General features: G+C 64.9%; 22 protein-coding genes. 13 read left to right on the forward strand and 9 right to left on the reverse strand.

Translation table 11 applies throughout. The features are described 5' to 3' along the window. Window positions 1-3 precede the first annotated feature (3 nt). Window positions 4-678, forward strand: a complete 675-nt coding sequence (gene gmk / locus LB526_RS10790) for a guanylate kinase (RefSeq protein WP_095767013.1) — start codon at window positions 4-6, stop codon at window positions 676-678. 185 nt (window positions 679-863) lie between these two features. Here the strand turns inward: gmk and LB526_RS10795 are convergent, their stop codons facing one another. The 7 genes from LB526_RS10795 to lptF form a co-directional block, all read right to left on the reverse strand. After that, window positions 864-1,157 (reverse strand): DUF1330 domain-containing protein, encoded by a 294-nt coding sequence (locus LB526_RS10795; RefSeq protein WP_224544071.1) that lies wholly within the window; start codon window positions 1,155-1,157, stop codon window positions 864-866. Between the two features lie 68 nt (window positions 1,158-1,225). After that, window positions 1,226-2,071 (reverse strand): 16S rRNA (adenine(1518)-N(6)/adenine(1519)-N(6))-dimethyltransferase RsmA, encoded by an 846-nt coding sequence (gene rsmA, locus LB526_RS10800; RefSeq protein ID WP_224544070.1) that lies wholly within the window; start codon window positions 2,069-2,071, stop codon window positions 1,226-1,228. 7 nt (window positions 2,072-2,078) lie between these two features. Next, entirely contained in the window at window positions 2,079-3,134 is a 1,056-nt protein-coding gene (pdxA, locus tag LB526_RS10805; RefSeq protein ID WP_224544069.1) for a 4-hydroxythreonine-4-phosphate dehydrogenase PdxA, read from the reverse strand. Between the two features lie 128 nt (window positions 3,135-3,262). Then, entirely contained in the window at window positions 3,263-4,183 is a 921-nt protein-coding gene (locus LB526_RS10810) for a SurA N-terminal domain-containing protein (protein ID WP_095767016.1), read from the reverse strand. 236 nt (window positions 4,184-4,419) lie between these two features. Beyond that, window positions 4,420-6,831, reverse strand: coding sequence for an LPS-assembly protein LptD (locus tag LB526_RS10815; protein WP_224544068.1), 2,412 nt, complete (start codon window positions 6,829-6,831; stop codon window positions 4,420-4,422). Continuing rightward, window positions 6,831-7,913 carry an LPS export ABC transporter permease LptG gene (gene lptG / locus LB526_RS10820; protein ID WP_224544067.1) on the reverse strand — a complete coding sequence of 361 codons (1,083 nt, stop codon included), beginning with the start codon at window positions 7,911-7,913 and terminating at the stop codon, window positions 6,831-6,833. The genes LB526_RS10815 and lptG overlap by 1 nt, the downstream gene beginning before the upstream one ends. 2 nt (window positions 7,914-7,915) lie before the next feature. After that, window positions 7,916-9,112 carry an LPS export ABC transporter permease LptF gene (gene lptF / locus LB526_RS10825; protein WP_095767018.1) on the reverse strand — a complete coding sequence of 399 codons (1,197 nt, stop codon included), beginning with the start codon at window positions 9,110-9,112 and terminating at the stop codon, window positions 7,916-7,918. Window positions 9,113-9,489: 377 nt separating this feature from the next. On the opposite strand from lptF, the gene LB526_RS10830 reads away from it, so the two are divergent. Beyond that, window positions 9,490-10,992, forward strand: a complete 1,503-nt coding sequence (locus tag LB526_RS10830) for a leucyl aminopeptidase (protein ID WP_140842345.1) — start codon at window positions 9,490-9,492, stop codon at window positions 10,990-10,992. Window positions 10,993-11,001: 9 nt separating this feature from the next. Then, on the forward strand, window positions 11,002-11,451 hold the full coding sequence (locus LB526_RS10835) for a DNA polymerase III subunit chi (RefSeq protein ID WP_095767020.1): 450 nt from the start codon (window positions 11,002-11,004) through the stop codon (window positions 11,449-11,451). Here the strand turns inward: LB526_RS10835 and LB526_RS10840 are convergent. Further along, a complete protein-coding gene (locus tag LB526_RS10840; RefSeq protein ID WP_224627590.1) occupies window positions 11,448-12,344 on the reverse strand; it encodes a LysR family transcriptional regulator in 897 nt (298 codons plus the stop codon). The genes LB526_RS10835 and LB526_RS10840 overlap by 4 nt on opposite strands. A 114-nt stretch (window positions 12,345-12,458) precedes the next feature. On the opposite strand from LB526_RS10840, the gene LB526_RS10845 reads away from it, so the two are divergent. The 10 genes from LB526_RS10845 (at window position 12,459) to LB526_RS10890 (ending at window position 20,173) form a co-directional block, all read left to right on the forward strand. Continuing rightward, the gene (locus LB526_RS10845) at window positions 12,459-13,256 is read left to right on the forward strand and encodes an alpha/beta fold hydrolase (RefSeq protein WP_224627591.1); all 798 of its coding nucleotides are present in this window, start codon (window positions 12,459-12,461) and stop codon (window positions 13,254-13,256) included. A gap of 86 nt (window positions 13,257-13,342) precedes the next feature. Beyond that, window positions 13,343-14,332 carry a 3-oxoacyl-ACP synthase III family protein gene (locus LB526_RS10850; RefSeq protein ID WP_224627592.1) on the forward strand — a complete coding sequence of 330 codons (990 nt, stop codon included), beginning with the start codon at window positions 13,343-13,345 and terminating at the stop codon, window positions 14,330-14,332. Window positions 14,333-14,335: 3 nt separating this feature from the next. Further along, window positions 14,336-15,319, forward strand: coding sequence for an NAD-dependent epimerase/dehydratase family protein (locus tag LB526_RS10855; protein WP_224627594.1), 984 nt, complete (start codon window positions 14,336-14,338; stop codon window positions 15,317-15,319). After that, window positions 15,316-16,140 (forward strand): MBL fold metallo-hydrolase, encoded by an 825-nt coding sequence (locus LB526_RS10860; RefSeq protein WP_224627596.1) that lies wholly within the window; start codon window positions 15,316-15,318, stop codon window positions 16,138-16,140. The genes LB526_RS10855 and LB526_RS10860 overlap by 4 nt, the downstream gene beginning before the upstream one ends. Continuing rightward, entirely contained in the window at window positions 16,137-17,393 is a 1,257-nt protein-coding gene (locus tag LB526_RS10865) for a F390 synthetase-related protein (protein WP_224627598.1), read from the forward strand. The genes LB526_RS10860 and LB526_RS10865 overlap by 4 nt, the downstream gene beginning before the upstream one ends. Next, window positions 17,390-18,535 carry a GNAT family N-acetyltransferase gene (locus LB526_RS10870; RefSeq protein ID WP_224627600.1) on the forward strand — a complete coding sequence of 382 codons (1,146 nt, stop codon included), beginning with the start codon at window positions 17,390-17,392 and terminating at the stop codon, window positions 18,533-18,535. The genes LB526_RS10865 and LB526_RS10870 overlap by 4 nt, the downstream gene beginning before the upstream one ends. Next, on the forward strand, window positions 18,532-18,669 hold the full coding sequence (locus tag LB526_RS10875; protein ID WP_224627602.1) for a hypothetical protein: 138 nt from the start codon (window positions 18,532-18,534) through the stop codon (window positions 18,667-18,669). The genes LB526_RS10870 and LB526_RS10875 overlap by 4 nt, the downstream gene beginning before the upstream one ends. Next, complete coding sequence (locus LB526_RS10880; RefSeq protein WP_224627604.1) at window positions 18,656-19,525, forward strand: Rieske 2Fe-2S domain-containing protein; 870 nt, start codon at window positions 18,656-18,658, stop codon at window positions 19,523-19,525. Before LB526_RS10875 ends, LB526_RS10880 begins: the two co-directional genes overlap by 14 nt. A gap of 52 nt (window positions 19,526-19,577) precedes the next feature. Continuing rightward, window positions 19,578-19,865, forward strand: coding sequence for a type II toxin-antitoxin system RelE/ParE family toxin (locus tag LB526_RS10885; RefSeq protein ID WP_095767029.1), 288 nt, complete (start codon window positions 19,578-19,580; stop codon window positions 19,863-19,865). 2 nt (window positions 19,866-19,867) lie between these two features. Continuing rightward, window positions 19,868-20,173, forward strand: coding sequence for an addiction module antidote protein (locus LB526_RS10890; RefSeq protein ID WP_095767030.1), 306 nt, complete (start codon window positions 19,868-19,870; stop codon window positions 20,171-20,173). Here the strand turns inward: LB526_RS10890 and LB526_RS10895 are convergent. Further along, a complete protein-coding gene (locus LB526_RS10895; RefSeq protein WP_224627606.1) occupies window positions 20,159-21,337 on the reverse strand; it encodes a hypothetical protein in 1,179 nt (392 codons plus the stop codon). The genes LB526_RS10890 and LB526_RS10895 overlap by 15 nt on opposite strands. Window positions 21,338-21,365 lie beyond the last annotated feature (28 nt).

Genomic DNA, 21,365 nt, shown 5'->3' on the forward strand with positions numbered 1-21,365 from the left:
GGGATGGTTGCCAAGGAGCCGACGGCCGCCAGGGATCTGGGGTCCCGCATCCGCCGCCGCGGATTGATGCTGGTGCTGTCGTCGCCGTCGGGCGCCGGCAAGTCGACCATCGCGCGCAATCTTCTCGAAAGCGATGGAAGTCTCGAGCTTTCGGTCTCCGTCACGACAAGGCCGCGCCGCGGCTCGGAGATCGAAGGCGTCCACTATCACTTCCGCACCATGCGCGAGTTCGAGCGGCTGCGCGATTCCGATGCGCTGCTCGAATGGGCCGAAGTGCACGGCAATTGCTATGCGACGCCGCGCGAGCCCGCTGAAATCGCGCTGGCCGAAGGCCGCGACATGCTGTTCGATATCGACTGGCAGGGCGCCCAGCAGCTCAAGGAGAAGATGCGCGCCGACATCGTCTCGATCTTCATCCTGCCGCCGTCGATGAAGGAATTGAAGGCGCGCCTGAAGCGCCGCGCCGAGGACCAGGAATCGGTCATCGAGACCAGGCTGAAGAACGCCCGCCTCGAGATCGAGCATTGGAAGGAATACGATTTCGTCATCGTCAACGACGATCTCGACCGCGCCTTCGCCGAAGTCCGCGCCATCGTCACGGCAGAGCGGCTTCGCCGAGACAGGCGGCCTGGGCTGTTCGACTTCATTTCGGGATTGCTGGACGAGAAGACGGGGTGATCTTTCCTTCTCGCCGCTTACGGGGGGAAGGTGGCCGAAGGGTCGGATGAGGGGCAGCGCCGGCCTGCGGCGGTACAAAAAGCAAAAGTGAACCAGACCTCTATTTGCGACCCGTTGCCGCCCGTTTCTCGGCAAAAAGCGCCTCAGCTTGATCGTGCGCGGCCGTTTTCGGGCAATTCGCCGCGTCACGAACTGATCCCGTCGATCAGAATGAGGTTGCGGCTAAGCGCAGCGTCGCGAACCTCAAGTGCGGCCGCGTAATCGCCGGAGCGATACCAGCGCCGCGCGGTCTCGATGTCGGGAAACTCGACGACGACGAGCGGCCCGGGTTTCCAACTCCCCTCCAGTGTCTCCACCTCGCCGCCACGAACGAGATAGCGTCCGCCATGCGCGGCGATGGAGGCCGCGGCGCGAGTTCGGTAGGTTTCGAACGCCTCCCTGTCGCGGATAGTGACATCGGAAATGACATAGGCAGGCATTGCAGGCTCCGGCTGGTTTCGCCTGACTATCTATGGCGCCGGGTTCTGGATTCCAGTGACGCTGGCGGTCAAACCGCGTTGGTCAGCCTTACAAACTCTTCCACGCTGAGTGTCTCGGCCCGCCGCGTCGGGTCAATCCCGGCCCGCGTCAGCAACGCCTCGCCGCCAAGGCTCTTCACGCTTTGCCTGAGCATCTTGCGGCGCTGGCCGAAGGCGGCCTCGGTGACGCGGCCCAGCTTTCTGGCGTCCACGGGCAGGGGAGATAAGCGCGGCACCAGATGCACCACCGATGAGGTGACCTTCGGCGGCGGCGTGAATGCCTGCGGCGGCACGTCGAAGGTGATCTTCGCCTCGGTGCGCCAGCCGGCCAGGATGCCGAGCCGGCCATAGCCGTCGCTGTCCGGGACCGCTGTGATGCGCTCCGCCACCTCGCGCTGGAACATCAGCGTCATCGATTGGTAGAAGGGCGGCCAATCGGCCACCGTCAGCCAGCGGATCAGAAGCTCAGTGCCGATATTGTAGGGCAGGTTGGCAACGATCTTCACCGGCCCGCCGTTCGCCGCGCCGGCAAGCGCGGCAAAATCCGTCTTCAACGCATCGCCGGGAATGACCTCCAGGCGACCGGGATAATGGCTGGAGACCTCGGCCAGCGCTTCGAGGCAGCGCTCGTCGCGCTCGATGGCGATCACGCGCCGCGCGCCGTTGAAGAGAAGCGCCCGCGTCAGTCCGCCCGGGCCTGGGCCGACCTCGATCACCGTCGCCTCGCCGAGATCGCCGGCGGCTCGCGCGATCTTGCTTGTCAGGTTGAGGTCGAGCAGAAAATTCTGCCCGAGCGCCTTCTTGGCCTGCAGGCCATGCCGCTCGATCACCTCGCGCAACGGCGGCAACCCGTCGATTGTGGTGCGCCCGCTCAATGGATCCTCACGCGGCGGTGGCCTGCCGTCCGCTGTCGGCCAGCCGGCGCGCCAGCCTTAGCGCGGCGATCAGGCTGTCGGCGCGCGCAATACCCTTGCCGGCAATGTCGAAAGCGGTGCCGTGATCGGGCGAGGTTCGGACAAAGGGCAGGCCCAGCGTCACGTTCACCGCCTCGTCGAAGGCTAAGGTCTTGGCCGGGATCAGCGCCTGGTCGTGATACATGCAGAGCGCCGCGTCATAGGAAGCGCGCGCGCGCGGATGAAACATCGTGTCAGCCGGCAGCGGTCCGATCGCGTCGATCCCTTCCGCTTTGAGCATCTCGACGGCCGGGGTCACGATCGCAGCATCCTCCAGGCCCATGGCGCCGCCTTCGCCGGCATGCGGGTTGAGTCCGGCGATCGCAAGCTTCGGCCGCGCAATGCCGAAGCGGCTCTCGAGATCGGCGGCGGTGATGCGCGCGGTCGCGACGATCAGCTCCGTCGTGAGTACCTTCGGCACTTCGGCCAAAGCGATGTGGATGGTCACCGGAACGGTGCGCAGATCCGGTCCCGCCAGCAACATCACCGGCGTCACATCCCTGCCGGTGTGGCGCGAAGCCAGGTGTGCCAGATATTCAGTGTGGCCGGGAAAGCCAAATCCGGCATCATAAAGCGGCTTCTTGGAGATCGGGCAGGTGACTATCGCCGCGGCGTGGCCGGCGAGACAGTCGGCGACGGCGCGGTCGATGGCCTCGATGGTGCCGGCGGCGTTGGCCGGGTTCGGCTGTCCCGGGCTGTCGAAATGACGCGCATCGAGCGGAACGACAGGCAGAGCCCGGGCAAAGTGGTGCGCCGCCTGTCCGGGCAAGGTCTCGGCGATCGTCACATTCGCGCCGACCAGGCGGGCGCGGGCTTCGATCAAAGCGGGGTCGGCAAGCAGATAGAAGGGCGGCACACCGGCGCTGTCGCCAGCTTGCCAGGCGGCGATGGCGATCTCGGGCCCGATGCCCGAGGGATCGCCGACACTGAGCGCCAGCGGCGCGTGGGTCTTCTGCGTGCTCATGCGGTCGGCTGGCTGCGGCATCGCACGCTTGTCGCTCAGAGCATGATGCCGAAAAGTGTGCAGCGGCTTTCGGACGACATCATGCTCTATCTCTTTGATTTAGAGGCGGATTCAGATTTCAGGTCGACTCGACCTGAAATCATCCGGCTCTAGCGTTCGACGATCTTGGCCTTCTGGCGCAGCTCGGCGACATATTTCTTGCTGAGCTCGTCGGCGTCCTTGTCGTTGCTGCCTTCGGCCTGGAACACCATCTGCGCGGCCTTGTCGTCGGAAACCTCGCGCGAGGAGCAGATGCCGATGAACTCGACGCCACGCTCGGTCTCGCGCGTCGGCGTCGCGGCGCCGACCTTGGTCGCCTTGATCTGCTCGGCCCAGTCGGACGGCAATTGCGGCGCCAGCACGCGGCCGAGGTCGCGCACGGTGACGTCGATCAGGCCCTTGGCGAATTCCCGCGTAGTGTTGCAGCCGCTGAAGCGGGCGCGCATGGCGTCGGCCTCGCGCTTGCGCTTGGCGAGCGTGCCGGCGCGCTCCGATGCCGGAACCACGAAGATCACCTGCTGCAGCATGTATTCCGTCGCGGTCGGCTTGGCGCCGCCCTTGTCCAGCATGCGCCGCACGGCGTCCTGCTCGGTCACCGAGCCGCCTTCGCCGGAGCGGTAGCGCGAGCTGAGCGCCTGGTTCCAGGCCATCTGGGCACGGATGAATTCCTTGAAATGTTCCTTGGTGACGCCCGACTGCGCCATGATCGCGTCGAGTTTCGCCAGTGGCATCTTGTTGCCCGAGGCAAAGCGCTGGTAGGCGGCGTCGACCTGCTGGTCGGTGATGTGGATGCCGAGCCGCTTGGCCTCGGCCAGGCGCAGCGTCTGGTCGATCATCTCCTGCGCGGCATCGCCCTTCTTGTGCTGCAGCTTGAAGAAGGCGGCGCGGTGCGCGATGTCGCCGGTGGTGATCGGCATGTTGTTGACGACATACTTGATCTCAGCGGCGAAAGCAGGCCGTACGACAGCCGTGACCGAAATGGAGGCCGCCACCAGAAGCGCGAATCCCGCTGAAAACAGGTATTTCCTCATCTTACCTTCCTAATTTTTCCCCATCTCGAGTTTCCCGCCATCGCGGCGCCGCGCGTCCTCCGAACGCCTGCCGGATGCAGTCGACCCCATGCCCATCTTATGCGGCGAAACGATGTCGCCGGCGCATGGCCCTGGGAAACGCGCCCATTTTCGAAGGAACACGCTCCAAATCAAGACCAAAGCCCATCAGCGCCCCAGCCGGCGCACGGCTCGGAGACCGCGCGCCCGCCGCTTGATCACTGGATGGTATCGACCGCGCTTGTTGACGAACCGAAATCGCCGAGCGTGCGGAACGACAGGTTGAAACCGATGTTCTGCGACACTTCCTTGGTGACGGTGTCGCGCGTCTGCGAATACGTCATGATGTAAGTGAAGCAGCTATCGTTGTAGGCGAAGCCGACGCCGTCCTTGACCAGCACATTTGTCTCGATGTCGTAGGTGCCGGTGCCGAACAGCCGCCAGTTCTGCGCCAGATGGGTCGAAGCGCCGAGCGTGAGCTCGTGGCGGTCGGTGGTGAAGCCGTAGAGCGGCTGCGCCTCGATGAAGGCATATTTGGCGCTGAGCGATATCGGCAGGCTGGAATAGGCGGCCTTCACTTCGGCGCGCCTCACCTCGAATGTCTGCTCGTCGAAACGCCCGCTCAGCGAACCGGAGAAGCCGCTCGGGCTGTTGAAGCCGACAAGGCCGACATAATCCGAGGTCTGCTTGTCCAGGCCGGACTCGGCCCCGACATTGACGAGGTCGGGCGCGGCAAAGGAGTTTTCGCCCGCGAGCTGGTATGACTGGCCGAAAATTGCGTTCGTGGCCCAGCCATTGTCATAGGCGCCTGAATACCGGAAGCCGACATTGGCGCGCGTGCCGCCTTCTATGCGGTCATAGCCCGAGAATTTGTCACGTTCGAACAGCGTGGTGGCGTCGAAGACGAAGCTCTGCGCGTCTTCGTTCGGGACGGCCAGCCCGCCGACATATTGCTCGTTCGGGCGCACGAAGACCTGCGCCGTCGGCTCCAGGACATGGCTGGAGTTCGCCATAGAGAACAGGAGCGGCCAACGCGCCTCGAGGCCGAGAGTGGCCATGTAGCGGGCAAGCGAGGAACGCATGTCATCGTCCTCGCCGAGATTCGTCCCCATCTGGTTGACGGCGGCGAGCGAAGCCGAATTGGCGTTGACGTAACCGGCATCGCCGCGGAAGGCGAGCAGCGGCGTCAGTTGCAGACCGCCATCCGTGGTGAAGGTGCGCTTCCACTCGGCTTCCGCCGTCAACCGGCTCGACTCGCCTTCGATGCCGCGCACATTGTTGATGGAAGTGCTGTCGATCGGATTGGCCAGCACAGCATCCAGCCGGTTGCGGCTGATCACGCGTGTATTGACGTTGAATGACAACTGGCCGCCGGCCACCGACGTGTCGGGAATATAGGCGTAGTCGAGCGACGGCAGCACCCAGGGCTGCTTGGCCGAGCGCGCCGTCAGGTCGCTGGAGAGCGTGTCTTCCTGCACCTCGAAGCGCATCGCGCGAACGTCGAAATAATTGCGGTCGCTCAAGCCCGTCAGGTAGATCGACGACTGGTGGACGAGGTCGTTGTAGCCTTCGATGTTGTAGGTGCGCGAGAAATTCTTGTCGGTCTGCAGCAGCACGTCCCAGCCGAAGTCCCAGCGCTCGTTGATGGCGAATTGGCCCTTGGTGCCCATCATGCCGCGGAACTTGTTCGGGTCGTTGGCAGGCCCCGAATTCACATTATGGCCGGCGGAATCGACAAATGCGCCGGGATCCTGCTGATTGATGCCGGCAATCTTCAGCGTGTACTGGCCGTTGTTGAAGCGCTGGCGCCACTCGGCCTCGCCGAGGAAACCCTGCTTGGTATAGCCGCTGCCGGTGACGGTCAGGTCATAGGTCGGAGACAGAGCGAAATAATAAGGGACTTTGATGCCGACGCCGAGATGGTTGTTGTAGACGATGCCGGGGATAAGGAAGCCGCTCTTGCGCTTCACCGTCGGGTCGGCGATCTCGAAGGCCGGCAGATAGGCGAGCGGGAAGCCGAAGAACTCGAAATTCGAGTTTTCGAAGCGGACCGTCTTCTTCTCGCCGTTCCAGATGATCTTTCGCGCCTTGATGCGCCAGGTCGGCGCTTTGTCCGGCTTGTCTTCGCAAGGCTCGCAGGCGGTGTAGACGCCGTTGTGGAAGGTGGTGAGCACGCCGCCCATGCGCTCCGCGCTCTCGGCGGCGAAATAGGCCTTGTCCACCGTCTCGACGCGCAGCGCGTTGAGAAAGCCGTCGGCGAAGTCGTCGGTGATGTCGATATGGTCGGAATTGACCTTGGTGCCGTCGCTGTTGATCAACTCGACGGCGCCGCTGGCGACGAGGCGCTTGGTGTCGCGGTTATACACCACGCGCTGGGCGACCAGCTTGTTGCCGCCATAGTCGATCTGCACGCCGCCGACGGCCGTCACCGTGTGCGTGTCGTTGTCATAGACAAGCGTGTCGGCGGCCAGCAGCATCTGGGTGCCGGAAGGGACGGACTTGGCAGTGATCTGCTGCGCCAGCGCGGCTGCCGTCGGCACCGCGCAAGCGAACAGACACGCCAAGGCAGTCGCCCCATAGAGGCGTGCCAAACCGGCCTGCCTATGGCTGCGCAAAACCGCCTCCCTCACTAGCCGTCTTCCTTGTATAGCAGAAACGTCACCCCAAAGAACATAGCCACGACAACCGGAACCCATGCAGCCACCACAGTAGGCACGAATCCGGCTACACCGAATGCCTTGACCAGTACCGAAACGACATAAAGCAGAAAGCCGGCCACGACGCCACCCAGAATCATCGTTGCCGACTGTCCCATTCGCGCAAATCGCATTGAAACCGTTGCAGCAATCAGCGTCATGGCGACGAGAAGGAACGGCAAGGCAACCAGCGAATCAAACTGCATGGCGAAGGCATTCGCCTTGAGTCCGAAGGACCGGGCAACCTCGATCTTGCGCGGCAGCTCGTAGAAGGGGATGGTTTCCGGGCGCGCCAGGCGCTCCTGCACGAATTCCGGCTTGAGATTGGTCGGCACCCTGTCGGACGCCAGCGCCTGGATATTGCCCCCCTTGAAGACCTTTACGTCCTGCAAGTCCCAATAGCCGTCGCGCAGGAAGGCCTTGGCTGCATCCTTGCGTTCGGCGATGTTGCCCTGCGGGTCGAGGATGAAAAACACCGCGTCCGCCATCTCCAGCCCCTGATTGAGGATGGCGCGGGCGCCGATGATGGTGTCGCCCGATTCGGTCTTTTGCCTGAGCCACGGCGTGACGTTGGTCGTGACGGCGTTCGACTTGCCGGCCCTGAGGTCGTTCTCCATCTGCTCGGACCAGGAAAAGCCATGCGCGGCGATCGGATTGATCACCGCGACCGACAGCACGCCGAACATCAGCGCGCCGACGCAGCACGGAAACAGGAACTGCCAGGCCGAGACGCCGGCCGAGCGGGCGATCACCAGCTCGTAACGGCGGTTGAGCGACACCAGCGTTGCCATTGCCGAGAACAGTCCGACGAACGGCACCGTCTGCAGCATGATCATCGGCATCCTGAGCGCCGAAATGGCGAAGGCTGTGCCGTAGGTGAAGCCGGGCAGCCCGGTCGTGCGGCCGGAAAGCTCGGTAAAGTCGATCAGGAACACCAGCGCCAGCAGGCCGAGGAAGAACCAGAAGGTGATCGAGACGTAACGGAAAAAGAAATAGCGGCCCAGCGTCCAGCCCATGGTCAGGCTCCCTGGCCGGAAGTGCGCCGGACGAGCCAGAGCTTGAATGTTGTCCAGTTGTCGCCGGCTCGCTTGGCGAGGCCCGTCAGCCAGTCTGCCCAACTGACCGGCAATTCCATGGTGCGCGACGATACGATGAACCAGATCGAAACCGCGGAGGCGATGAGCGGTATAGCGTAGAGCAGGTAGACATAGTACCAGACCCTGTCGGCCTTGCCTGCGGCGAAGAAGCCCAGCCATCGCACGAAAAGCGCGATCGCGATTGCCGTGATCAGCGGATTGATGCGCGCCTCCCGGTGCGAGCGCGCGTCGCCCGCAACGGCAAGCGCGATCAGCGCGAACACCAGCGAATAGGACCATTCGGCGAGACGCTGATTGAGCTCCGCCCGGTAGCTGCCCGGTTCTCGCTGGAACATCTTGTCGTTGGGATCCGGGCTGAGCAGATATTGCGTCGTGCGGTCCTTGGGCAAAAGCGTGATGTCGTTCGCCGCCGACATGAACGCCGACATGTCGAAGGCATAGGAGGTGAAGCGGATGACGGAGAGGTCGCCGGTCACCGATTTGCGGTTGATGACGCCGTCATTCATCATCAGCACCTTCTCGTCGCCCTTTTCGACGATGCTGCCGGTCTTGGCGTAGTAGGTCAGGCTGGCGCCTTCCTCGCGTGAATCGGCCACGAAGATGCCGCCGAGCCGGTTGCCGGGAAGCCGCTCGCCAACCTGCAGGAACAGGCCTTCGTCGATCTTGCGGAACGTGCCTTCCTGGATGATCAGCGACAGAAGGTCGGCGCGCGATGCTGCCACCAGCTGGCGGTTCTTCTGCCTGGCATAGGGATCGATGGCGTTGTCGACGATGAAGGAAAACGCGCAAGCCGCTATCGCGAGCAGCAGGATCGGCCGCGCGATCGTCCAGCGTGAGGCGCCGGCGGCGCCGAGCACGGCGAGTTCCGAATCGGTGTTCATGGCGCTCAGCGTCTGCGCCACCGCCACCACCAGGGCGAACGGCACCACGATCGGGATGATCGAGGGGATGATGAGTGCCGCGACTTCGAAGAAAGTCAGCGCCGACTGGCCATTGTCGGTGACAAGGTCGATCTTGGCCAGCACCTGCGTGGTCCACACGATCGCCAGCGTCCAGACCAGCGCCGCGAGGAACATCGTCAGCGCGCGGCGCATGATGTAGCGTTCAACGACCTTCATGAAGGCTTTTCTCGATTTTGCCGAACGGCATCATGCCCGCCGACAAGGTAGTGATCCGGCGGCGCCCGCACAACTGCGTCATGGGCGGCTCGCTCCGGTTTGTCGCCCCACGCCACGTGCCCCGGCGTGGCGGAGTCTCCGCGCCAATGAATAAGAAATGCAAAACATCGATGGTTAACAGCAGGTTGCGGCAGCAAGCTAAGGCCGTGCCGAGGCGAATCCTTTGTCTATGGTGGCGCCGATATAGACCGCGATTTCGGCCAAAGTCTTGCCAAATGGCGGAAAACGACCAAATGTCGCGCACTCTTGCCAAACCTCTCGCCCGTTGAAAATTACCTTTGCCGGCACCCTACGGCCATCCCCGAAAGCAGGACCTGATGACGTCGAGACCATCCATTTCCTTCGCCAAATTCGCCGCGCCCAAAAAGGGCAGCGTCTTCGTCTTCGCGGCCGATGATGGCGGGCTCGGCGAGGCGGCGAAGGCCTGCGATCCGGCTGGTGCATTGGCTCGCGCCTTTCCGGTCGCCGATTTCTCCGGCAAATTCGCAAGCTCGGCCGAGGTGCTGGCCCCGGAAGGAACGCCGGTCGACCGGCTGGTGGCGGTCGGCGCCGGCAAGGTCTCGAGCCTCGACGACTATGCCTGGCTGAAGCTCGGTGGCGCCGTTGCCGCTTCGCTGCGCAAAGCGACCGAGGTGGCCGTCATCCTCGATCTGCCGGAGTATCAGCCCGACGGTCGCCAGGCGGCGAGCCTTGCCGCCGGCATCCTGCTGCGCAGCTATTCCTTCGACAAATACAAGACCAGGAAAGACAAGGAAGACGGCCAATCCGACACGAAGTCGGGCAAGCCCGCCAGGGTAACCGTTCACTGCGCCGATCCCGCTGCCGCGAAAAAGGCTTTCGCCGGCGAGGAAGCGGTGGTCGACGGCGTGCTGCTTGCGCGCGATCTGGTCAACGAGCCGGCCAATGCGCTTGGGCCCGTCGAATTCGCCGAGCGCGTCAAGGCGCTGGAACAGCTCGGCGTCGAGGTCGAGATCCTTGCCGAAAAGGAGATGAAGAAGCTCGGCATGGGCTCGCTGCTCGGCGTCGCGCAAGGCTCGCCGCGCGGCGCGCGCCTGGCGGTGATGCGCTGGAACGGCGGCAAGGCCAAGGACGCGCCGCTCGCCTTCATCGGCAAGGGTGTCACCTTCGACACCGGCGGCAATTCGATGAAGCCGGCCTCGGGCATGGAGGACATGAAGGGCGACATGGGTGGCGCCGCCGCCGTCACCGGCCTTATGCGTGCGCTCGCTGCGCGCAAGGCGAAGGCCAATGTGGTCGGCGTCATCGGCCTTGTCGAGAACGCCGTCGACGGCCATGCCCAGCGTCCCGGCGACATCGTCACCTCGATGTCGGGCCAGACGATCGAGGTGCTCAACACCGATGCGGAAGGCCGCCTCGTTCTGGCCGATGCGCTCTGGTATGCCAACGACCGTTTCAAGCCGAAATTCATGATCAACCTGGCGACGCTTACCGGCGCCGTCATGGTGGCGCTAGGCCAGCACTATGCCGGCCTTTTCTCCAACAATGACGAGCTTGCCGGCCGGCTTTTCGGCGCCGGGCAGGCATCGCAGGAGCGGCTGTGGCGCATGCCGCTCGGGCCTGAATACGACAAGCTGATCGATTCCAAGAACGCCGACATGAAGAACATCGGCGGCCGCTATGGCGGCGCCATCATCGCCGCGCAGTTCCTGCAGCGCTTTGTCAAGGACACGCCCTGGGCGCATCTCGACATCGCCGGCACCGCGATGGGCGCGCCGTCGAGCGAGATAAACCAGTCCTGGGGCTCGGGCTTTGGCGTGCGCTTGCTCGACCGCCTGGTCCGCGATCACTATGAGGGTTAGGTTTCCGGGATGACCGACATCCTGTTCTACCATTTGACCGAATCGACGCTCGAGGAGGCGCTGCCGGGCCTGCTCGAACGCAGCGTCGAGCGCGGATGGCGCGCGGTGGTGCAGACCGGCACGGAAGATCGCCGCGACGCGCTCGACCAGCATCTGTGGATTTTTCGCGACGATTCCTTCCTGGCGCATGCCACCGACCGCGAAGCCTATCCGGCCGAGCAGCCGATCCTGCTCACCACGGGCGAGGGCAACCAGAATGCCGCGCAGATCCGTTTTCTGGTCGACGGCGCGACGCCTCCCGACTTGTCCGGCTACGAGCGCGCCGTCTTCCTGTTCGACGGCCATGACGCGGCGCAGCTGGAAGCCGCCCGCGGCCATTGGAAGACGATGAAGGAAGCCGGCCACGCCGTGACCTACTGGCAGCAGACCCAGGACCGACGCTGGGAACGCAAGGCTTAGCTCGCAAGTCCGGCACTATCCTGAAGATGTCGCCACAGCGCCTCGGCCACAGGTCCGTGCGGCTTGTCGCGTCGCCGCACCGCGGCGACGGTTTCGCTGCGGCCGGGGATGTGCCGGCCGGCAATCGAGATCAGCCGTCCCTCGCGCAAGTCGTCCTCGATCAACCAGTCGGGCAGGTGGCCCCAGGCAAGCCCGTGCAGGATCAGCTCCTTCTTCATCATATGGTCGGGCACCGAGCAGGAATGCGCGCCGTCGATGACGAAGAAGTTTTCGGATGAGGGGCGCCGCGCCGTGTCTCGGATCACGCATTGGGTGAAGGGCCGCATCGCTTCTGGCGTGACGTCATTCCTCGGGTCGAACGGCAGGAAGCCAGGCGCCACCACCGGCACGAAGGCGACTTCGCACAGGTTGATTCTCTCGAGATGCGGATCGGACGGGTTGGCGCGGTGGAAGACGAGGTCCGCTTCGCCGTCCATCAATCGCTCGAACGGCCCGCCGATTGCTTCGTAGTCGAGATGCAGGCGCGTGCGCGGCCGCTCGGCGAAGAAGCGGCTGAGCAGGCCGAGTATTCTGGGCCGAGGGCAGACGTCGCCCATGATGACGCGCAGCATGGTTTCCTCGCCGCTCGCCAGCTGGCCGGCATAGGTCCGAAGATGCTCGAACTCGCGGATCGTCAGTTGCGCCCGCGCATGGAACAGGCGGCCCTCGTCGGTCAAGCTCACCCGGTAACCGCTGCGGTCCAGCAGCGTCAGTCCAAGTTGCTCTTCGAGCCGGGCGACGGCCGCGAATACCGAGGGATGAGTCCGGTGCAAGGCCTGGGCCGCGGCCTGGAAGCTGCCTCGGCGGGCGACCGCGTCGAAACATCTGAGATCGTGAAGTTTCACGCCATCCATGGTCCACATATCCTACAAAGATTGTCGCATCATAGTAATTTTCTTCGATAGTTGCGATGCCTACTTTGCCTCATCGAAAGCCTTCCAAAAGCGCCGAAAGGATGAGGATCCAAAATGACCGACACGCTGCACTTCACTGCGGGCGATGGCGCCCGCATCGGCTATAGGCTGGACGGTCCGGAAGACCGTCCGGTGCTGATGCTCTCCAACTCCATCGCCACGACGTTCCACATGTGGGACGGCCAGGTTCCGGAACTCGCCAAATCCTTCCGCGTGCTGCGCTATGATTTTCGCGGCCATGGCGGCTCCGACGCGCCGGCCGGCGCCTATTCGCTCGACCGTCTCGGCCGCGACGTGCTGGAACTGCTCGATTTCCTCGGGCTTGCCCGCGTGCATTTCCTCGGCCTGTCGCTGGGCGGTTTCGTGGGCCAGTGGCTGGGCATCCATGCGCCGGAGCGCATCGAGCGCCTGATCCTCTCCAACACCTCGCCGCATCTCGGGCCGGCATCCTATTTCGACGAGCAGATACGCAACGTGCTTGCGGCCGACGGCCTGTCGGCGACGGCGGACATGTTCATGCGCAACTGGTTCCCGGCCGCCATGCTTGCCGGTCAAAACGAGACCGTCGACAAATTCCATGCCGCGATCCTCGCCATGTCGCCGCAAGGCCTGGCGGGATGCTTCGCCGCGGTCCGCGACGCCGATCTGCGCCGCCCGATTTCCCTCATCGCTGCGCCGACGCTGGTCATCGGCGGCGAGGGCGACAAGGTGACGCTGGCAAGCCACAGCGAGGCGATCGCGGCGGCGATCCCCGGCGCGGAACTCCTGCTTTTGCCCGGCGTCCACCTGCTCAATGTCGAGCGTCCGGCGGAGTTCATGGAAGCGGTGACGGGCTTCCTTCGGAAGCGATGATCTGGCAGTGCCGCATGAGCTTGGAAACGTCGCTATCGATCGCTTTTTGCGCTAGATAAGGGCCAAGCTCATGCGGCGGGGGGATAATGCGGATCAGGATCGTCGGAACCGGCAGGGCGGTACCGGCTGAGCGAGTTACCACGCGTGTGCTGGAGGACAGGCTTGGCCTCGGCGAGGGCGCGCTAGAAACCGCGACCGGCGTCGTCGAGCGCTATGTCTGCGAGGGCGAATCGCAAATCGATCTAGCTTGCGCCGCGGCGACGCTGGCGCTTGAGGATGCCGGCCTCGTTCCCGGCGCCGTCGACCTGATTATCGGCGGCTGCGGCGTGCCTTATCAGCCGCTGCCGGCGACCGCGCCCTTGGTCATGCAGCGCCTTGGGCTGGCCGACGGCTCGGCTGCCGCCTTCGACGTCAACAGCACATGCCTGGGCTTCCTCACCGCCTTCGAGACCGCGGGCCGCATGATCGAGGCCGGGCAATGCGAGACGGCGCTGGTGTTTTCCTCCGAGATCGCCTCGCGCGCCTTGCCGTGGCAGGATGCGCCCGAGATCGCCGCGCTCTTCGGCGACGGCGCCGCGGCCGCCGTGCTGCGCAAAGGCGGCCAAGGCGAGGGCAGGGTGGCGGCCAGCCTGATGCGCACTTATCCGTCGGGCTGGGAAGCCTGCGGCATCGGTTCGGGCGGCACGCGCTTCGATTTCCGCAAGGAGCAGGAAGCGTTCGCCGCGCACAGCCTGTTCCACATGGACGGCAAGGAATTGTTCAGGCTCACCGCGCGCCATTTCAACGGCTTCGTCGCCGCTCTGCTTGAGCGCGCCGGCTGGCGGCATGGCGATGTCGATCTCATCGTGCCGCACCAGGCAAGCCCGTTCGCGCTTGCCCATATGGCGCGCCAGACCGGCTTTGCGCCGGAAAAGCTCGTCGACATTTCCGCCCGCTTCGGCAACCAGATCGCGGCGTCCATTCCCTTCGCGCTGGACGTCGCGCGCCGCGAGGGCCGCGTAGCGCCGGGCATGAAGCTGCTCATCCTCGGCACGTCGGCCGGCGTCTCCTTCGGCGGCATGGCGCTGGAGGTCTGAGGAATGGCCGTGCTCGTCACCGGGGCCAGCGGTTTCTTGGGCTCGCATGTGCTAGAGCGGCTGGCTGCCTCCGGCACGCTGGCGCTCGGGCTCGGCCGCGATGAAGCGTGCTGCGCCGCGCTGGAGGCCGCCGGCCATCGCATCGTCCGCCACGATCTCGCGCAGCCGCTCGACGCCGCGCTCGATCCGAGGCTTGGCAGGGTCGAACGGATCATCCATTGCGCGGCGCTCTCTTCGCCTTTCGGACGCCTCGCTGATTTCGAGGCGGCCAACGTCACGGCAACGCGCAACCTTGTCGATTTCGCGCAGCGGCAAGGCGTCAGCCGCTTCGTCCACATCTCCACCCCGTCCGTCTGCTTTGCCTTCCGCGACCAGCTTGGGCTCAGCGAGGACGTGGCCTTGCCGGAGCCCGTCAATCACTATGCCCGCACCAAGCGCGAGGCCGAAAAGATCGTGCTCGGCCAGCCGGCCATCCATCCGTTGGCGCTGCGGCCGCGCGGCATCTACGGCAAAGGCGACCACGCGCTGCTGCCGCGCCTGATCAAGGCGGCCAAAAGCCGGCCGCTGCCGCTGTTTCGCAATGGCCGGGCGGCCATCGACCTCACTTATGTCGACGATGTCGTCGACGCGGTGATGGCGGCGCTTACCGCGCCCGGGGAGGCGGAGTGCCAAATCTTCAACATCTCCGGCGGCGAGGTGCTGCCGGTCCGCCGCATTGCCGACGAGGCCTGCGCCCGCGCCGGTCTCGAGGCGCGCTGGCGGCCGACGCCGCTCATGCCGGCGATGCTGGCCGCGGGCCTGATGGAAGCGGTGGCGCTCCGGTTGCCTGGCCGCCTCGAGCCGCCGGTCACCCGCTATGGGCTCGGCCTCTTCGCTTATGCGCAAAGCCTCGATATTTCCAAGGCCAAGCGGATGCTTGGCTGGGCACCGAAAATCTCGTTCGAGCAAGGGCTTGACCGCACGTTTTCCGGTGGGGCGCAGGCATGAGGATCGTCTTCGCCAACAGCGCCTGGGTGAGCGCCGCCGAACGGCTGATCCTGCGCGGCGGCAACTGGCAAAGCGTCAGGCTGCGAGTCCGCTATGGGCTGTCCTTTCACCCAACTGCCGGGCCTGTGCTCATCGACACCGGCTACACATCTGAGGCGCTGAGCGGTGAGCAGCGTAGCCGCACGCTTCGGCTCTACGGTGCGCTGCTGAAACCCGAGCTCAACGCCGACGAGCAGGTCCTGCCGGTGCTGCGGCGTTTCGGTCTGTCGCCTGACGACATCCGCACAATCATCGTCACCCACTTTCATGCTGACCACATTTCGGGCCTGTCGCTGTTCCGCAACGCTCGCTTCATCGCCAGCGATGCCGCTTGGGCGCGGGTCAAGGCGCGAGGCCCGGGGCAGAATCTGCGCCACGGCGTCTTCACCGAACTCTTCCCTCCGGATTTCGAGGCGCGGCTGGAGGCGTTGTCCGCGAAGCGGCGAGTCGAGGCGCGCGAAGGCGCGCCAGGCGGCGCCGATCTCTTCGGCGACGGCAGCGTCATCGCGGTCGATCTTCCTGGACATGCCGACGGCCAGTTCGGCCTGCTGTTTACGGGGCCGGCCCGGCCGCTGCTCTACGCCGTCGATGCGCAATGGCTGCTCGCTGCATTGACCGAGAGCCGCACGCCAGGTTTCCCGGCCACGTTGATCGCCGAGGATGCCGCGGCGATCGAGCCGACCAGCGCCATGCTGCGCCGCTTCATCGCTTCCGGCGGCGAAGTGATGCTCTGCCATGATCCCGCTCCGACGTCATACGACCTCGCGCCGGAGGCCGCATGAACGGGCTGGCGGAAGCGGCTGGCTCTTTCGCGCTGACGCGCTGGGTCTCGCGGAAGAGCCGCGCGGATTTCGAGCGCTGGCAGGCGGCCGCCTTGCGGCGCTTCCTCGATCGCGACCTGCCGCGCGCGCCGTTTTACGGCAAGGCGCCGGCGCGCCTCATCGATCTGCCGGTCACCGAAAAGGCGCTGCTGATGGCGCGCTTCGACGAATTCAATATCCACCGTCTCACCGCCGCGCAAGCCTGGGCGGCCCTGGCGGGCGAGGGCCGCGCTGGACCGCTCACTATCGGCGCCAGCACCGGAACATCGGGCAATCGCGGCCTGTTCGTGATTTCCGAGGCCGAAAAATACCGCTGGCTGGGCGCGATCCTGGCCAAGGCGGCGCCCGATCTTCTCTGGCGCGGCATGCGCGTCGCCGTCATCCTGCCGCAGAACACCGGGCTTTACGACAGCGCCCGCAAATCGCGGCTGATAAGGCTCGCCTTCTTCGACCTGACCTTGGGGCCGGAAAGCTGGCGCGGCGCGCTCGAAGCCTTCGACCCGACGATCATTATCGCGCCGCCGAAGATGCTGCGGCATTTCGCAAGCGAGGGTTTCCGTCTGCGTCCGAAGCGTGTCTTCTCGGCGGCTGAAACGCTGGATCCGGTTGACCGTCCGGTTATAGAGGATTTCTTCTGGCTGCCGCTCGATCAGATCTACATGGCGACCGAAGGCTTGTTCGCGGTCACCTGCCGCCGGGGCGGACTGCATCTCGCAGAAGACTCCGTATTCTTCGAATTCGAGCCGGCGGGCGAGGGGCTGGTGATGCCGTTAGTGACAACCTTTCGCCGCCGGACACAGATCATGGCGCGCTACAGGATGAACGACCTGTTGCGCTTGTCCAAAGCACCTTGCCGATGTGGTTCGCCGCTGCGCTGCGTCGACGAGATCGTCGGCCGCATGGATGATGTGTTCCGGCTCATGTCGCCGGACGGCCCGGTGCTCGTCACGCCGGATGTGCTGCGCAACGCCGTGCTCAAGGCCGATCGCCGCATCGACGATTTTCGTCTTGTCCAGACCGGGTCGGACAGGGTCGAGCTCAGCCTTCCGCCAACGTTCGCGGATGATGCGGCGGCGGCCGCGCATCAGGCGGTGCAAGCGTTGCTGGATGCGCGAAAGGCGGTCGCCACCGTCACGCTTGTCCGCGCGCCGCTGCCGCTGGAGACAGGCCGCAAGCTGCGTCGCGTCGAAGCCCGCCTGGAGCGGGCGCAATGAGCGGCGCGGCGATGGCGCAAAGGCTTGTGCAGCAGGCCGACCGGGTCGAGAACAAGCCGGCAAAGGTCGAGGCTTTTGTAAGGCTTTTCAACGAGATGCCGGTGCGCCATCTCATCGCCAATCTGGACACGAAAGTCGAGACGCTCGAAATCGCCGGAGGCATTTTTCCGCTGACGTTGAACGACGGGAGTGAGGCGCACAATTGCTATATCTGCTGCCCGACCAGCGCCTATATCGACTACGCGATGGATGAGACGCGCAACTTCGCCGGTCGCCCGCTGCTGCGGCGCGCGCTCAACGCACTGATCGGCGCCTGCGCGCCGCTGGTCAGGGCAAGCGGCCTCGACCGTCAGGCGCAGGTCAACAATTGGCTCTATTCGACCAATCCGGTGCCGCTGCTCGACCGGCCGGCGATCGCGTCGCTGCGCGCGGCCTTGATCGCGCGTTTCCCCGATCGCGCCATCGTCATCCGCTCGTTGAACGATATTGCCGATCCAGCGACCATTGCTGCCTTGAAGGCCGAGGGGTTCCGCATGCTGGCGGCGCGCCAGATATACATCTTCGCCGATCGCAGCGCCGCGCCCGCAATGACGCGCGACATGAAACGCGATCGCGCCTGCCTGCGCACAACGCCGTTCGAGCGAGTGGGCAATGGCGATTTCACCGAGGCCGATTATGCGCGCGCCGAGCAGCTCTACACCATGCTCTATCTCGACAAATACACGCCGCTCAATCCGCACTACACCGCCCGCTACATCGCCGAAATGCACCGGCGCGGCATCATGAGCCTGGCGGGGTTGCGCCGGCCGCGCGGCGAGCTGGTCGCCGTCACCGGCCTGTTCGAGAACGGCGGCACGCTGACCCAGCCCATCGTCGGCTATGATACCAGCCTGCCGGTCGCCGACGGGCTTTATCGCATGATGATGGCGGTGGCGCAGGACCACGCGACTTCGCGCGGCCTGTTCTTCAACATGAGCGCGGGCGCCGCCGATTTCAAACGCCGGCGCGGCGCGGTCGCGGCGATCGAATACAACGCTGTCTATGCCGGGCATCTTGCGCTTCGCCGACGCATGGCGATCCGCGTCATGGAGGCCGTGCTGGGATCGGTAGGCATTCCCCTGCTCAGGAGGTTCGAACTGTGAGCGAGCGCGGCGGGGAAGCCCATTGGCAGGCGGTGGCGTTGTCGACCGACATCGGCAGGCGGCCGAAGCGCGTCCTGTTCGACGGCGCGCCCGTGGTGCTGTTCCGCTCGGCGCAAGGCATTGCGGCACTTTGATCGTTGCCCGCACCGGTTGGTCGAGCTGTCGACCGGCAGGATCGTCGGCGGGGAGATCGAATGCCCCTATCATGGCTGGCGCTATGACGGCGAGGGACGCTGCATCGCGATCCCCGGCCATGTCGGCGCCATGCCGCATTACCGGGTCCGCCGCTACGCCGCGATCGAGCGCGACGGCGTCGTCTTCATTTCTTCCGGCTCGCCGACGAGCGAGCCTTACCTGCACTGCATGCAGGGCAAGGATGTCATCGTGCGGCGGGTGCGCTCGTCGACGCAGTCGACGGTCATCGATGCGGCGGAAAACATCCTCGATGCCACCCATACCCATTTCACCCATAAAGGCCTGCTGCGCGGCCTGACCTCGAAGCGCCATTTGGTTCGGGTCGAGGTGACCGGCGGCGACGGCTGGGTCGAGGCCTGCTACACCGGCGAGGACCGTCAGCAGGGCCTGATCAGTCGGCTCTTGGAAGGCGAGCGTGCGAAGACCATCGGCCGCTTCCGCCATCCCGGCATCGCCGAGCTCGAATATTGGGGCAGGGACGGGCTGGTCTTAGCCACCACCTTCCATCTGCGCCAGGCCGACGAGCGCACTGTCGAGGGCGTCGGCTGGCTGATCGGCCGGCGCCAAGGCCTGCTCGGCGAGCTGAAGGCACTGGCCTTCAAGCCGCTTTTCAACATCGCGCTGCACCAAGATCGCCGGGTGCTGAAATCGGCCAGCGACAATGCCCGGCTACCGCCCCAAGCTCTGCCGGTGATCGGCCCGCTCGATTTCCTGCGCCGCGACATCGCCGCGATCATGGATGGGAAGATGCCAGCGGCTGCGAGTGAGACAAGGGTGCATTATATCGAACTGTGAATTATAGTGCACATACCTTGATTTGAATGCTTTCGTGAATTATAGTTCACGCATGATCGAGGTCCGGCAGACCGCCGATTTCACCAACTGGCTGGACGCGCTTCGCGACACCGCGGCTCGACAGCGCGTCGTCGCCCGCATCCGTCGGGTCGAGATCGGCAACATCGGTGATGTCAAATACTTCGATGGCATCGGCGAGCTTCGGATCGACCATGGCCCGGGCTACCGGCTCTACTTTGTGAAGATTGGAAACGCCGTGATCATACTGCTCTGTGGCGGCGACAAGTCCAGCCAAAGGCGCGACATCGCCAAGGCGAAACAGATGGCAAAGGAGATATGACTATGCCTCTCGAAACCACCCGCTTCGACATTCTCGACCACCTGAAAACTCCGGAGGATCGCTTGGCCTACATCGAAGCTGCCTTCGAGGATGGTGATCCCGCGCTCATTACGCACGCGCTTGGCGACGTAGCGCGCTCCATAGGCATGACGGCCGTGGCGAGAGAGGCTGGCGTTACGCGCGAGGCGCTTTACAAAGCACTGAGCGAGAAGGGCGACCCGCGCCTCAGCACTCTGCTGGGCGTCACTAGGGCGCTGGGTTTGCAACTTGAGGTCAAGCCTGTCGGCCCGGGCTCACTCGGGGCTTGAAGCGCTTCCAGCAGGCCCATTCCATTCGATATCGCGCGTTGATGCCGCCTGCAGGCTGATGCGTTCGCGCAATGCCACCCCAGCAATCTCCGCCAGCGCCGGCCATTGCGCCTTAACCGGCGCTGAATCTTCCGTCCAATTGAGCAATTCCTTGCCCTCGCGCATCGCCTTTCGGAATCCGCCAAACCCTCCCGAACGCAGCGCCGCCGGCAATCCGTAAATCCACATCGCAAGCCGCACCGTTTGCGGGGCGGTGACGTCGGGCGCGACTTCCTGACCGTCGCCGAGCACGGCATCCACGAAGCGCGCGGAGCCGCGAAAGAAATGCAGGCCGCTCACCGCGCGCGGATTGCATTCGAGCGGCAGCAGACGGCCGCCCGGCTCCCGCATCAGGTCGAAGGAAATCTGTCCGGTCCACGTGGTGCCGGCCACGATCCGCTCGACCAGCTCGCGCGCGGCCTCGTCCCCGACCCGCTCGAAGAAGATGCCTGCTCCCTTTCCGGCACGATAGAGCGAGCGGTAGAGCGCGAGCGCCTTGAGCCTGCCCTGGCGCGCCACCGCATAGGCGCTGATCTCCTCGCCCTCGACAAAACGCTGCGCCACCCAGGGCATGGCGGCCGAGGGCGCGATCGCATCGAGCGCTTCAGGCGGCGGACGCAGCAGCACATGGCTGGCAAAGCGCGACCAGACCGGCTTGAACGCCAGCTCGCGAGAGCGGCCGCGCACGACCTCCATATCGCTACGCGAGCTGAGCAGCGTCGTTTCCGGCACCTCCAGCCCGAGCCGTTCGGCGAGCCGGATGAAGCTGTGCTTGTTGTGGACCTCCGCCAGCAGCTCGATATCGGGTGCGAACAGAAGCGCCGGCATGCTCCTGCCGCGCCAGGCAAGCGCAAGGTGAAAGACCTCCTCGCAGGTCGGGACGACGAGGCCGATGCCCTCGGCCCGGATCAGCTCCTCAACCGCATCGGCATAGGCCCGCGGCTCGAAGCGCGGCGGCGGCAATCGATGATAACGCGCGCAGGCTTTGCTCGCCGCCGCGATCGGCCGTGCCGGCGTGTCGGCCAGGATCACCCTATGGCCCGCGTCATGGAAAAGGCGCGCCAGATGCAGCGCAACCGGCGCCCGCGCCCCGGTAATCAGGATGGATCCGTCAGCCCCCGGCATCGCTCATTCGCGGTCGTTCACGTCGCGA

It is taken from the genome of Mesorhizobium sp. CA6 (assembly GCF_020165035.1).
Lineage (GTDB): Bacteria > Pseudomonadota > Alphaproteobacteria > Rhizobiales > Rhizobiaceae > Mesorhizobium.